Below are 12,766 nucleotides of genomic sequence, written 5' to 3'. Positions count from 1 at the left end.
ACAAGTTAAACACAGAGGTACTGGAATCATAATGAATACTCCTATATTTATTGTTTCAAGCACTGCATAGCCCTTAACTGAACCGTATTGAACTATAGCAGGCAAGATGCCTGCTCCACAAAAATATTTGTCTGTTGTGGAACAGGCATCTTGCCTGTTCTGAAGACATAACTATAGCAGGCAAGATGCCTGCTCCACAAAAATATTTGTCTGTTGTGGAACAGGCATCTTGCCTGTTCTGAAAGAGGTTCAAGATGTAAGTATTAACCGAAACGGCCTTGAATGTAATCTCTCGTACTCGAATTGCCCGCAGAAGTAAAAATCTTACTTGTCGGCCCAAATTCAACTAGGCGGCCGATGCGACTTTCATCAGTATTAAAAAATGCCGTGTAATCAGAAACCCGAGCCGCCTGCTGCATATTGTGGGTCACAATCACAACAGTCAACTGCTGCCGCAGAGTCTGAAATAACTCCTCAATCTTCATCGTTGAAATCGGATCTAGAGCAGAACAAGGTTCATCCATTAGCAAAATTTTCGGCTTCACAGCCAAAGCGCGAGCAATACAAAGTCGCTGCTGCTGTCCCCCCGAAATCCCCTGAGCCGATTTCTTCAAATCGTCTTTGACTTCATTCCAAAGCGCCGCACTTTTAAGTGCAGATTCCACAATTTCATCTAATTCTGCTTTGCTTTTGCGACCAAAAATCCTCACCCCGTAAGCAATATTATCGTAGATGCTCAGCGGAAAAGGATTCGGTCTTTGAAACACCATCCCAATTTGGCGACGCAAACTATTAATGTTTACTTTCGGGCTGTAAATATCCTGTCCAAAAAACTCTACTCTTCCTTTAATTTTAACCTTTCCCTCCAATTCACCAATCCGGTTGAGAGCTTTGAGAAAGGTAGATTTGCCGCAACCTGAAGGGCCAATAATCGCGGTAATTTGCGGGTGAGGGATATTCATCGATAAATTTTCTAAGACTTTGTAAGTTCCGTAATAAAAACTCAAGTCCTGCACCCGCAGTGCTGGCATTGCATTGGGGTCAATTTCCGGCGTGGCATTTTCTAGAAATTTCTCTGTAGAGTTTTCGGCCTTCAAGTTAGCTTTAGGTTTCATTATTTGCTTGGTTATATTGTTAATATTGGACTGATAGATGGACTTTAGTTATTGATTTATCGCTTTTGAAAGCGTTTCCGAGTTACTGTACGGGATGCGACGCTAGCAATCAAAACCATGCCCAAAAGCACAGAGGCAGCAGTCCACGCCAATTCGTTCTGCTCTTTGTAGGGAGAGCTGGCGTAGCTATATATTAATACTGACATAGAAGGAGTAGGAGTCAGCAATGTCTCGGGAATTTCTTTGAGTTTTGAGATAGTTTCTTCACCTATGGGGGACTGCATTATCTCGCCCAACTTATCAACTAAAGGAGGCCAAAATTGACTCGACAACGCTGTTACAATCAGCGGTGCGGTTTCGCCGGCGGCCCGGGAAGCAGCTAGTAAAATACCTGTGGTAATAGTTGGAAGTGCTGAGGGTACGATCGTGCGAAACATCGTTTGAAAGCGTCCGCCTCCCAAAGCAGCAGAAGCGAGGCGGTAAGAAGTAGGCACTAATTTTAATGCTTGTTCTGTTGTCAGAGCAACAACTGGAAGCATGATGATGCCAAGGGCAAAACCGCCTGCTAAGGATGAAAATGCTTTGGTGGTAATGACAATTAGGGCATAGGAAAAGACGCCAACTACGATCGAGGGAACGCTGCTGAGAATGACGGTGATAAAGCGGATGCTATTAGCCAGCGCTTTGTTGTCTCTACCAAACTCAGACAGAAATATTCCCGTCATTACGCCGATTGGAACACTAAATAACGTAGCAATTCCTACCATTAAAGCTGTCCCAAGAATCGCATTGGCAAAGCCGTTGGGCTGGTCTTCAACTCCAACGGGTGCTGGTAGAGACACTAGCACTTCCCAGCTCAAATGTGTGAGTCCTTCTCCCAGGATTTTGTATAAGATAGCAAACAAAGGGAGCAGGGCGAGAGCTGTCAGAGCGAAAGCGATAACTGTCATCCCCCGGCTGAAAAATTTTCGGCTTAGCGACAGGGGATTGTTGATTTCTGCATCCAGAATACTGTTTGATTTTTTTACTTGAGTCATGCAATTTTAGATTTTAGATTTTAGATTTTAGATTGATTCTGCGGATTTATCCGCAAGTTTGTTCTCAGGATGTTACACTTTTCTCTTTCTCCGTCCTGAGCCGGGGAAAGAATACATAAAATGGCTTGTTACCAATTACTTTCGAGCGTGTTAATTTTTAGATCCCTTGACGCCGATTAGCTGAACTAGCAATACTGCGATCGCATTTACCAACAAAGTGATCGCAAATAAAATTAGGGCTAAATACATCAAAGCGCCGATGTGCAGCGGTTCGAGAGCTTCCCGAAATTGACTCGCCAAAACAGCAGGAATTGAGTAGCTGGGAGCTAGCAGGGATTGGTTAATTTGAATCGAGTTGCCAATCACCATTGTGACGGCCATTGTTTCGCCTAAAGCGCGTCCCAAAGCCAAGATTGTAGCCCCGATAATCCCCGAACTAGCTGCTGGCAATAACAGCTTGAATATCGTTTCCCAGCGGGTGGCACCGAGGGACATGGAAGCACTGCGCAAATCTACGGGAACTGACATCAATACATCGCGGCTGATGGCAGCTACTGTTGGCAAAATCATAATTGATAACAGTATTCCAGCCGGCAGCATTCCGGGGCCTAAAGGTTCGCTGCTGAACAGGGGAAACCAACTGAAATTATCGAACAATGACTGCTGCAATGGCAACAAAAAGGGAATCAAAACAAAGATTCCCCACAGGCCAACTATCACGCTGGGAATAGCCGAGATTAATTCAACCATGAATCCCAAGGGCGATCGCACCCAAACGGGTAAGAAGTTCTCGCTAGTAACTATAGCTACTGACAGCCCTAAAGGAAGTGCGATGATTATGCCGATCGCAGAACTAATTACAGTACCGTAAATAAACGGCAAAGCCCCAAACTGCAACTCGCCGATATCCCACTTGGGATTCCACAAGAATGAGAGTCCAAATTCGCTAATAGCTGGCCAAGCATCTTTAAAAATTACCGCACTCATCCAAAACAGCGTACCCGCTGTCGCTAAGGCAAAACCCCATACAAATAGTGTAAATCCTGACTCCATCCATAAACCTTCACCAGTAGTATCTGTTAAATCTACTTCTGTGTTTATTTCTGCCGGTTGCCGAGTCTGTTTTTTCGTTTTTTTTGAAATATTGGTCATACCGGAATCGCGTAAAAAGTGAAATATTTGCTTGCAAGACGAGTAATTTAATGGGCTGGGTGCGCGCTGCGCACCTGGTTTGTAGGGTGCGCACAGCGCACCTTACACAGTAAATCTAGCGCACATTAACTTGATAATTTCTGAGTTTTGAGTCCTACATTTAACTCGTAAACTCCTAACCCTGTGCGATCGCCCAAATTAACCTCTGGCAACCACAGTCTGATTAACTGTTTGAACCACCTTTTGAGCTGTAGCTGAAGGAATTGTAGTATACTCTAGCTGTTTGTTGATACCTTGACCTGTAGTCATCACCCAATTAACCATCTTTTTAATAGCCTCTGCTTTCGCAGCAGGATACTGTTTGTAGATTAACAGCCAAGTCAAACCAACAATCGGATAACCGTCGTTAGGATTGCCTTCTACTAAGCGGAAATCTGCGGGGAATGTTTCCCCTGCTAAAGCTTTCTCTGCTTCAGCCAAGCTAGGATCTACAAATCGGCCAGCTTTATTTTGAATAAATGCTGTTTGGAGATTGTTTTGCCGAGCATAAGTATCTTGAACGTAGCCGATCGCACCCGCTGTATTCTTCACCAAAGCAGCTACGCCGGGGTTTCCTTGACCGCTGACAGGGCTTCCGGGCCACTTCGGTTGCGCGGCAGCTTTGATGCTGCTACCAGTTGCCTGCAAGTGGTTAGCAAAAATAAAGGTTGTACCGCTGCTATCTGCGCGTACAGCTACTCGAATGGGAGTATTTGGCAAGTTTTTAGCTTGTCCAGAAATTCCGGCTATTTTCGCATCATTCCAGCGAGTAATCTTGCCTTCAAAGATGCCGTTCATGGCATCCTTATTTAGCCTCAGATTGGTCACTCCGGGCAAGTTATAAACAACTGCAACAGCACCGCCAGCAGTCGGAATCGCCATGACGCCGCGCTTTACTTCGGCTATTTGTGCAGCAGTCATCAGCGCGTCGCTGCCTGCGAAATCAACAGTGCCTGTAATTAATGCTTTGATGCCAGCACCGCTGCCGGTTCCTTCGTAGTTTACAGTAATTTGATTTGCACTTCTCATCTGAGAGAAGTAGCGATCGTAAAGAGGTTTAGGGAAAGTTGCTCCCGAACCATTTAGGGTTACAGCAGCTACAGCGGAACTAATCAAAGTCAGCGAAAATGCTGCTGCTGCTAGTATCACTATAAAACTACGTCGCCAACGTCCTGTGAAAAAATTCATATTCCTCCTCTCCCTTAATAGCCGACTTTGCAAATCTCCTCCATAGGATAGACTGAAACCCCCAAGGAAAGAGATTTAATAGAATAAGCTTGTTTTAAATTTTGGTTAATAGTAGATTAAATAATATTAGAATAAGCTTTGTTTAAATTATGGTTAAGAGTATTGCTAATAAAAATTAGCTAAAGTCAATTTTTGATGAATCTGAGAAATACCAACTCATAGACTAACGATAACAATAGAAATTTATTTAGCGATCGCCCGATCGCTCCCACCCCGCACTCCATCCCCCGATCGCCGCATAATAGTAGGGACACTTAACATTTCTTTAACAACAATGGCAAGAGACTTGCGGGGATTCCTAAAACTGCTCGAAGAACGGGGACAACTGCGCCGGATTAGCGCCTTAGTCGATTCCGACCTCGAAATTGCCGAAATTTCCAACCAAATGCTGCAAAAAGGCGGCCCTGGATTGCTGTTTGAAAACGTCAAAGGGGCAGATTTCCCCGTCGCCATTAACCTGTTGGGTACGGAAGAGCGCGTTTGCTGGGCGATGAACATGGAAAAGCCGATCGAACTAGAAGAGCTCGGCAAAAAACTGGGAATGCTGCAACAGCCAAAACCGCCGAAAAAGATTTCCCAAGCGATAGAATTCGGCAAAGTGCTGTTTGACGTAGTGAAAGCCAAACCCGGCCGCAACTTTTTCCCAGCTTGTCAGCAAGTGGTATTTGAGGGAGAAGGGGTGGATTTGAACAAAATCCCGATGATTCGCCCTTATTCGGGAGATGCGGGCAAAATTATCACCCTGGGTTTGGTAATTACCAAAGATTGCGAAACGGGCACTCCGAATGTGGGGGTTTATCGGTTGCAGTTGCAGTCAAAAAACACGATGACTGTACACTGGTTATCGGTGCGGGGCGGGGCGCGACACTTACGGAAAGCGGCGCAGGCTGGTAAAAAGTTGGAAATTGCGATCGCCCTGGGAGTCGATCCCCTGATTATTCTCGCCGCAGCAACCCCAATTCCTGTAGATTTATCGGAATGGTTATTTGCGGGACTTTACGGCGGTTCCGGCGTGCAATTGGCGAAGTGCAAAACCGTAGATTTGGAAGTACCGGCGGACTCGGAAATTGTGTTAGAAGGAACGATTACGCCGGGGGAAGTTCTGCCCGACGGGCCCTTCGGCGATCACATGGGTTATTACGGCGGCGTGGAAGATTCGCCGTTGGTGCGGTTCCACTGCATGACGCACCGCAAAGACCCGATTTATCTGACGACATTTAGCGGGCGGCCGCCGAAAGAAGAAGCAATGATGGCGATCGCGCTTAACCGTATTTATACCCCTATTTTGCGGCAGCAAGTATCGGAAATTGTCGATTTCTTCTTACCGATGGAAGCCCTGAGTTATAAAGCCGCAATTATCTCGATTGATAAAGCATATCCCGGTCAAGCGCGCAGGGCTGCTTTAGCATTTTGGAGTGCATTACCGCAGTTTACTTACACTAAGTTTGTGATTGTTGTCGATAAAAGTATCAACATTCGCGACCCGCGTCAAGTAGTTTGGGCAATTAGTTCTAAAGTCGATCCGGTTCGGGATGTATTTATTCTGCCGAATACGCCTTTTGATACGTTAGATTTTGCCAGTGAAAAGATTGGTTTGGGAGGCAGAATGGGGATTGATGCTACTACGAAGATGCCGCCGGAAACCGATCACGAATGGGGTGAAGTTTTGGAGTCCGATCCGGATGTGGCCGCGATGGTCGATCGGCGTTGGGCTGAGTATGGTTTGGCTGATTTGAATTTGGGTGAAGTCGATCCGAATTTGTTTGGATATGAGATGAAGTAGGGGAATTAACCGTAAAATCTGAGATATCGCACATCCTCGATCGACCTGTGGGGGCGGGTTTTTCCAACCCTTTATGACACAGATAGACAATCTCAAAAACCCGCCCCCACCCAACGAAAAATCACAACTTACCTCTTTTTAATGCGATCGAGACTTATGCGCTTCGTCAAAGAAACCGGGTTTTTTGCCTTATCTGCAAGCTGTAACGAAGTATTATGGAAAAAACCCGGTTTCTGGACCCCATGCGTAAGTTTTGTAGGAAGTTGGCAATAATCGCTCTAGCAGCAACAGCTACTCCGTCTCCCGAAGTTGCTGAAGCATTGCTTGCGTTGTTGGATGCTGCGACAGTTGCGACTCTTGACCCGCTGATATCGCCTTCTGGAGAAAATTAATGAAATTCCTACAAACTCTTTGGGTGTTGGGATGATTCTTCCCCAATCGGTTAAACAAAATTTCTAATGATCGCACATACAGGGGTTCTGCTTCCGGGTAGCGTCCCATTGCACAATACAGCGCTGCCAGATTGTTCAAACTACTTGCCGTATGGAGATGGTCGGCTCCGAGCTGTTGCTCATGGATAGAGAGCGATCGAATAGACAAGGGTTCCGCCTCCTGGTAACGTCCCATTGCACTGTATAGTTGTGCCAGATTGTTCAAACTCGTTGCCGTATAGGGATCTTCTGCTCCGAGCTTTTGCTCTCTGATCGCGATCGCTCGCACATACAAGGGTTCCGCCTCCGGGTAGCGACCCATTGCATGGTACAGCAATGCCTGATTGTTCAAACTCAGAGCTGTATCGGGATGTTCCGCTCCGAGCTGCTGCTCCCTGATGGCGAGCGAGCGTACATACAAGGGTTCCGCTTCTGGGTAGCGTCCCATCGCACGGTATAGCTCTGCCTGATTGCTCAAAGTCGTAGCCGTATTGGGATGATCGCCTCCTAGCTGCTGCTCGTAAATCGAGAACGATCGCACATACAAAGGTTCCGCTTCCGCGTAGCGACCCATTGCATAGTACAGGGCTGCCAGATTGTTCAAACTCAGAGCTGTATCGGGATGGTCGGCTCCGAGCTGCTGCTCGTAAATAGAGAGCGATCGCACATACAAGGGTTCCGCCTCTGGGTAGCGTCCCATTGCATCGTACAGCAATGCCAGATTGTTCAAACTCTTTGCCGTAAGGGAATGTTCGGCTCCGCAACGTTTCTCTGTCATCTGGAGGCAAGCTTTGAACCACTTTTCTGCCTCTGCCCACAAACTCTGTCCCTTAGCAATCAGCCCCAAAACCGTGAAAGACCACACAGCATCACTATCTTCCAGCAGATGTGACCATTGCTCCGCCACCACATCCAAATGAGGCAACGCCTCCTTCACCCGTTCCTGCACCTCCAGCGTCACAGTCTGCGGAATCGTCTTCGCCACCGCTGTCAGCACCGCCGCAAAACTTCTCCGCAAATTCTCAGCATCGGCGTGTCCCTGCAATTTGGCCGCAAAAAACTCCCGAATCAAAGCATGAAGTTGATAGCGTGGCTGCACCAGCCCAGATTGAGCTGGATCAGAGGTTTCATCCTCCACCAGCGACAGCAAACTCTGTTCCAGCAGTTCGTAATCCCGACAATCCTCCATCTCCTCCTCATCCCAATCCGGCAAACACTCGGCTACCAACTCCCAAGGAATCGGAGCCAGAGCAAACACGCTCAGCAGACACCCCAGCGTCCGCGCGGGAGGTTTCAACTCCGCCCAACTCAACTCAAAAGCTGCCGCCACTCCGCGCCTAGCCGTCATCCCAGCTTCCGCCTCCTGCAATGCCCGCGCCTCCAATCGCTGACTCTGCAACCGTTGCAGCACTGTTGCCAAGGACAGCGCCCGCTTGCGTCGCAAATAGCGCCCCACCAGTTCGATGCCCAAAGGCAAATAATCCAACCACTGACAAAGTGCTTGAGCATCTTCAAGCTGGGCATCAATATTTAAACCCAGTCGGTTTCCCGGCAAATCCCCTGCCGTCAGCCGCAGCAAGTTTAGCGCCGCCTCTGGTTTCAACACTTTTAACGGCAAACACCCCACAGGCGGGGGCACAATTTGTCGCGCTGTCAGCAACACTTTAAAGCGGGGATTTCTAGGCAGCAACCGCTCCACCCTGCGGTAATCGTTGACATCATCCAATACCAGCAGAGCATTGCCAGAGGTTTGTTTTGCCCACTCTTCGTAGCAAAACTGCAACCGTTCCTCCAGATTGTCGAGAGTATCCGGCGGCTGAATTCCCATTCGCAGCGCTTTCTGCAACACCTGGGGCGCTAAATCGTTGTCCCGGACAAACAGCCACCAAATCCCCGCTGAATAGGTGTTCTGTTCGCGGTGAAAAGTTGCATACTGCCATACCAATTCTGTCTTGCCGATGCCGCCCATTCCCGACGCAGCGGCAATGGCAACGCGGCTTCCATCCTGCAACAATCCGTGCAACTGCTGCATTTCCTCATCCCGTCCGACAAAGTTTTTGGAACCGAGTTCGGAGGGAATATCGTATAGTTGGTAAAAACTTGTGAAACCTGGATTCGGTGTTTTTCGCTCCAGGTCTAGGGCTTTTTTGCTAATGCCTTAATTAACCTGTTGAACGTTGGGAAATGCTGGTTGAATAACTCCTCTGTATCCACTTCAGCCTCGTAGGAAATTCCCAGGAACGGGAAATTAGTTGAGATCACGCCTTTAAGTTTCGCGGCTGCTGTCGGTCCCGGTTGGTTTAGCCTGTCCCGAATCTCCTGCAAAATCTGAATTACCTCATCGGGATACTGTCCCTGCACTTCAATTTGCCCAACTTCTTCGACAATCTCGGCAACAATAATCTCAGCTTCCTGTTCGGGAATTTCCACCGTTTTCGTTTGCTGAGCGAGAACCTGCCAATCCTCCTCTTCCTGCTCCCGAATCTCCTTGCGTAGCTCTCGGATTTGCTGTTTAATTCGGATCTTTTCTTCTTGCGGTGCTAAATTTAGAGCCTTTACCTTGCCCACTAATTGCTCTTTCAGATCTTCCAAGTTCCCTTCCATGTCAGACAGGCGATCGATCGGCATTAATATAACTCCGGCAGACTGAACAACTCCTGACTATAGTCTACAGCCGGAAAATTCCAATATACGCAAGTATCGTGTAAAAAGTGCTAACGCAAGAGCCGTCCTTTACGCACAATCAGTTTACTGTTCCAAAATCTCGACTAAATCTTCGATCGCAATATCGAACGCACGAGCCATCTTGTCCAAAGCCGTGTAGTCAACAGTTGCCATACCTGGAGAACTGGCATAGGTGGCGATCGTAGTGTATGGAATACCCGTTCTGTTGGAGACTTCCCTAAGAGTCCAACCCTTCTCTTGAGCAAGTTCTCGAACTCGCAGTCTAATTCGTCCCATTCCGCCCTTGACAATTACGACTACTCGTAATTTAATGAATATACAATTAATAGCGATCGCCCTCGGACCTGAGAAATCTAGAGCGATCGCCTTTCATTCACCACCCACAAAAGTGGGAAGGATTTTCCTATGATACCAAAACAACCGACATATCGCGATCGACTTCAACCTTGGTGCATAATTCGCCACCTCCCCAACTGTCAGCGGTTAACAGTCGCTCGTTTCAGCCGCCGCCCCGATGCCGAATCTTACCTCAAAGCACTGCGCCGCTTAATGCCCGCAGTCCCGCATACAATTGTTTTCGTAAATGCGCTGTCTGTCTTAGATGAAAACAGCGTTCCAATTCCGATGCAATTGTCGATCGAAAGTTAATGCGATCGAATTAATATCTTGCATTTGTTGCCATATTCCGGCAGGAGTTTAAACCCCCGACGGAACATGGCAATAAGTGCAAGATGTGCGATCGAACCTATTATTGCAAAAGGTCGATCGAGCCTTCAGTCATCATCTGCCACAAGCGAAGCTATGCCCTAAAATCTGTTGGCAAGCCATTCGCGCCAGAAAAGTATTGCTAAACTATAAATAGACTTGAGTCAAGGAGTCAAATCAATGCCATCTCCCTTTCCCGGTATGGACCCGTATTTAGAGCATCCCGAACTCTGGCCTGGGATGCATAACTTGCTGATTAGTGAAATTTTCAGGTTTTTATCTCCCCAACTGCGTCCTAAGTATTTAGTGTCGCTGGAAGTGAGAATCTATGAAACGGCTGACGACGATTTATCAGTCATTGGCATTCCCGACGTAACTGTAATGCAGCCACAAACTGCAACAGTAACAACAGCATCAAACGTAGCGGTGGCAGCACCGCTTACACAACCATTCACAGTAACTCTTCCCATACCTTACACGCTTCGAGAAGCTTATTTAGAAATTAGAGAAAGGGGGGAAAAAGAATTGATAACAGTAATTGAAATTCTCTCGCCTACGAATAAGCGAACAGGCAAAGGGCGACAAATGTATGAGGAAAAGCGAGAAGAAGTTTTAAGTAGTCGCACTCATTTAATAGAAATAGATTTATTGCGGCGCGGTCGAAAAATGCCAATTCTTGAAAACAATATTGATAGTCACTATAGCGTTTTAGTATGTCGGGGAAATCGCCGTCCCCGAGCGGATTTGTATGCTTTTAACCTGCAAAACCCGATTCCTGCCTTTCCTTTACCGCTGCGATCTGGCGATACTGAACCTGTCATAAACTTGCAGGAATTATTCACTCAAATTTACGACATAGCAAGTTACGACCTGAAGATAGATTATCGCAACTGGGAAGTCATACCAGCGCTATCAGAAGCCGATACAATTTGGGCAGATGCTTGGTTGCGCGATCGAGGATTGCGAGATTAATTTGGGCTGGAGCCAAATTCTGGTTAAATACCCTATTTATTTCTTAGTCTGCGGAGGCAGACTTCGTTTCACTCTATGCAGCGATTTCAATCGCCGAGTGACTTAATTCTTAAATTGCTTGAGGGCTAAACATCTTGACTTTGCATCAACCGCTGCTTCAAACGCGCCGGATCTCCCCGATCGACCACTTGGCCCTTTTCCAACAAAAAAGCCCCATCACAATAATTCAACTCATCCAAACGGTGAGTCACCCACAAAGCCGTAATCCCGCGATTTTTCACCAACCGCTGCACCGCCGCCACCAAATCCAACTGAGAATCAGGATCTAACAAAGCCGTCGGTTCGTCCAACAGGAGAATTTCGCAGTGACGGGCGATCGCCCCAGCAAGAGCAATTCGCTGCTTCTGGCCCCCACTCAAAGCATAAATCGGCCGCCGCTGCAAATCCAGCAAATTCACAGCCTCCAAAGCCTCCGCCACCCTCTCCCGCACCTGAACGTTAGAAAGCTTTTCCTCCACCAAACCAAAAGCCACATCCGCACCCACAGTCGGCATCACCAGTTGGTGATCCGGGTTTTGGAACACAAAACCCACTCGCCCACCCAAGTCAATTTCCCCCGACTGGGGGTGCAGCAGCCCAGCCATCAGCCTCAACAGCGTAGACTTGCCGCTGCCGTTAGTACCCAAAAGCATCCAAAACTCGCCCTTGGGTACATCCAGAGAGCAACCTTGCAACACTCGATCGCCCGACGGCCAGCAAAAACCCAAATCCCGCACAGCAACGGCTGACTGGCTCATCTCGGCACCAACACCCCCAGCCCTCATTCTGCTGCCGACAGCGAGACAAAACCCGGGGATCTGCCTGTAGATGACGCCCCCGATTTCTGAGAAACCACCACCCCAGAAATCTCGCTGCTGACGACAGCCACCTTTTTCTCAGGATTTTTCTCGCAAGTTAGTTCCAAAACTTGCGGTTGGGAGTTGCGAATCGCCGCCAGTACCTGCTGGTAAACAGTCTCAGCGTCCTCCTCCAACTTCCGCTGCACCGACAGCGAGACGGGCGTATTTTTCACAATGATGTCAATGCTGAACATATAGTCTTAAAAACCTAAGTTTGGAGCTCTATCCTCAGTATATATATAGGACTTACCCACGGAAACCCAGTTTCTTAGAAAAATCAGAGGTTGAGGGCGATACATCTACCAAGCCACGGGGCTTCTGACGCAAAGCGCAGAGACTCCTATATAGTAGAAGTTCCCAAATGCAGGGCAAGGACTTCAGGGACTTCGAGGGCTTCGGGGACTTCGGGGACTTCGGACAAGTCAAGAGCCGAAATTTTTTTAAGAAAAACTTGCTCTTGTAAAGAATTACCTCTATAATCGTCAATACGGTAAAGAAAAGTAAACTCTGTTCATAATCCAACTTGTTTTCTGGTAAGCAGAGGCAACGGTTGGAGACTAATGACTAGAGAAAGATCCGCTGTAATTATATCCATTTGGAGATTTGCGTAATGACAATCGCAGTCGGACGCGCCCAGACCGAAAGAGGCATCTTTGATGTACTCGACGACTGGCTCAAACGCGATCGCTTCGTCTTCGTA

At 47.6% G+C, this 12,766-nt stretch carries 13 protein-coding genes; 3 read left to right on the top strand and 10 right to left on the bottom strand.

The genetic code is table 11. The features are described from left to right. Nucleotides 1-263: 263 nt before the first annotated feature. The 5 genes from pstB to E5S67_RS34235 form a co-directional block, all read right to left on the bottom strand. Complete coding sequence (gene pstB / locus E5S67_RS29025; protein WP_216670784.1) at nt 264-1,115, bottom strand: phosphate ABC transporter ATP-binding protein PstB; 852 nt, start codon at nt 1,113-1,115, stop codon at nt 264-266. Nucleotides 1,116-1,171: 56 nt separating this feature from the next. Continuing rightward, nucleotides 1,172-2,152, bottom strand: a complete 981-nt coding sequence (gene pstA, locus E5S67_RS29020; RefSeq protein WP_172192526.1) for a phosphate ABC transporter permease PstA — start codon at nt 2,150-2,152, stop codon at nt 1,172-1,174. Between the two features lie 150 nt (nt 2,153-2,302). Next, nucleotides 2,303-3,304 (bottom strand): phosphate ABC transporter permease subunit PstC, encoded by a 1,002-nt coding sequence (gene pstC / locus E5S67_RS29015; protein WP_172192524.1) that lies wholly within the window; start codon nt 3,302-3,304, stop codon nt 2,303-2,305. 198 nt (nt 3,305-3,502) lie between these two features. Beyond that, nucleotides 3,503-4,531, bottom strand: a complete 1,029-nt coding sequence (gene pstS, locus E5S67_RS29010) for a phosphate ABC transporter substrate-binding protein PstS (RefSeq protein ID WP_172192522.1) — start codon at nt 4,529-4,531, stop codon at nt 3,503-3,505. 185 nt (nt 4,532-4,716) lie between these two features. Next, nucleotides 4,717-4,845: a hypothetical protein gene (locus E5S67_RS34235; protein ID WP_281363591.1), complete on the bottom strand. Its 129-nt coding sequence runs from the start codon at nt 4,843-4,845 to the stop codon at nt 4,717-4,719. 20 nt (nt 4,846-4,865) lie between these two features. On the opposite strand from E5S67_RS34235, the gene E5S67_RS29005 reads away from it, so the two are divergent. After that, complete coding sequence (locus E5S67_RS29005) at nt 4,866-6,374, top strand: UbiD family decarboxylase (protein WP_172192520.1); 1,509 nt, start codon at nt 4,866-4,868, stop codon at nt 6,372-6,374. A 291-nt stretch (nt 6,375-6,665) separates the two neighbouring features. Here E5S67_RS29005 and E5S67_RS29000 read toward each other — a convergent pair whose 3' ends face one another. The 3 genes from E5S67_RS29000 to E5S67_RS28990 form a co-directional block, all read right to left on the bottom strand. Continuing rightward, on the bottom strand, nt 6,666-8,837 hold the full coding sequence (locus E5S67_RS29000) for a tetratricopeptide repeat protein (protein ID WP_172192518.1): 2,172 nt from the start codon (nt 8,835-8,837) through the stop codon (nt 6,666-6,668). Nucleotides 8,838-8,941: 104 nt separating this feature from the next. Continuing rightward, entirely contained in the window at nt 8,942-9,433 is a 492-nt protein-coding gene (locus E5S67_RS28995; RefSeq protein ID WP_172192517.1) for a hypothetical protein, read from the bottom strand. A 120-nt stretch (nt 9,434-9,553) separates the two neighbouring features. Then, nucleotides 9,554-9,766: a helix-turn-helix domain-containing protein gene (locus tag E5S67_RS28990; RefSeq protein ID WP_172192515.1), complete on the bottom strand. Its 213-nt coding sequence runs from the start codon at nt 9,764-9,766 to the stop codon at nt 9,554-9,556. Nucleotides 9,767-9,895: 129 nt separating this feature from the next. On the opposite strand from E5S67_RS28990, the gene E5S67_RS28985 reads away from it, so the two are divergent. Both E5S67_RS28985 and E5S67_RS28980 read left to right on the top strand, forming a co-directional pair. Further along, the gene (locus E5S67_RS28985) at nt 9,896-10,138 is read left to right on the top strand and encodes a hypothetical protein (protein WP_172192513.1); all 243 of its coding nucleotides are present in this window, start codon (nt 9,896-9,898) and stop codon (nt 10,136-10,138) included. Between the two features lie 237 nt (nt 10,139-10,375). After that, on the top strand, nt 10,376-11,167 hold the full coding sequence (locus tag E5S67_RS28980; protein ID WP_172192511.1) for a DUF4058 family protein: 792 nt from the start codon (nt 10,376-10,378) through the stop codon (nt 11,165-11,167). 125 nt (nt 11,168-11,292) lie between these two features. On the opposite strand, the gene E5S67_RS28975 is transcribed toward E5S67_RS28980, so the two are convergent. Both E5S67_RS28975 and E5S67_RS28970 read right to left on the bottom strand, forming a co-directional pair. Further along, nucleotides 11,293-11,964, bottom strand: coding sequence for an energy-coupling factor ABC transporter ATP-binding protein (locus E5S67_RS28975; protein WP_281363590.1), 672 nt, complete (start codon nt 11,962-11,964; stop codon nt 11,293-11,295). Nucleotides 11,965-11,987: 23 nt separating this feature from the next. Beyond that, the gene (locus E5S67_RS28970; RefSeq protein ID WP_172192507.1) at nt 11,988-12,260 is read right to left on the bottom strand and encodes a UPF0367 protein family; all 273 of its coding nucleotides are present in this window, start codon (nt 12,258-12,260) and stop codon (nt 11,988-11,990) included. Nucleotides 12,261-12,766: the final 506 nt, after the last annotated feature.

It is taken from the genome of Microcoleus asticus IPMA8 (genome assembly GCF_013179805.1).
Lineage (GTDB): Bacteria > Cyanobacteriota > Cyanobacteriia > Cyanobacteriales > Microcoleaceae > Microcoleus > Microcoleus asticus.
This window is presented reverse-complemented; position numbering and strand designations above follow the sequence as displayed.

What these genes read in the sequence shown, in the direction of transcription:
- pstB (WP_216670784.1), bottom strand. Translation starts at nt 1,115, where the DNA reads ATGAAACCTAAAGCTAACTTGAAGGCCGAAAACTCTACAGAGAAATTT.
- pstA (WP_172192526.1), bottom strand. Translation starts at nt 2,152, where the DNA reads ATGACTCAAGTAAAAAAATCAAACAGTATTCTGGATGCAGAAATCAAC.
- pstC (WP_172192524.1), bottom strand. Translation starts at nt 3,304, where the DNA reads ATGACCAATATTTCAAAAAAAACGAAAAAACAGACTCGGCAACCGGCA.
- pstS (WP_172192522.1), bottom strand. Translation starts at nt 4,531, where the DNA reads ATGAATTTTTTCACAGGACGTTGGCGACGTAGTTTTATAGTGATACTA.
- E5S67_RS29005 (WP_172192520.1), top strand. Translation starts at nt 4,866, where the DNA reads ATGGCAAGAGACTTGCGGGGATTCCTAAAACTGCTCGAAGAACGGGGA.
- E5S67_RS29000 (WP_172192518.1), bottom strand. Translation starts at nt 8,837, where the DNA reads ATGCAGCAGTTGCACGGATTGTTGCAGGATGGAAGCCGCGTTGCCATT.
- E5S67_RS28995 (WP_172192517.1), bottom strand. Translation starts at nt 9,433, where the DNA reads ATGCCGATCGATCGCCTGTCTGACATGGAAGGGAACTTGGAAGATCTG.
- E5S67_RS28990 (WP_172192515.1), bottom strand. Translation starts at nt 9,766, where the DNA reads ATGGGACGAATTAGACTGCGAGTTCGAGAACTTGCTCAAGAGAAGGGT.
- E5S67_RS28985 (WP_172192513.1), top strand. Translation starts at nt 9,896, where the DNA reads ATGATACCAAAACAACCGACATATCGCGATCGACTTCAACCTTGGTGC.
- E5S67_RS28980 (WP_172192511.1), top strand. Translation starts at nt 10,376, where the DNA reads ATGCCATCTCCCTTTCCCGGTATGGACCCGTATTTAGAGCATCCCGAA.
- E5S67_RS28975 (WP_281363590.1), bottom strand. Translation starts at nt 11,964, where the DNA reads ATGAGCCAGTCAGCCGTTGCTGTGCGGGATTTGGGTTTTTGCTGGCCG.
- E5S67_RS28970 (WP_172192507.1), bottom strand. Translation starts at nt 12,260, where the DNA reads ATGTTCAGCATTGACATCATTGTGAAAAATACGCCCGTCTCGCTGTCG.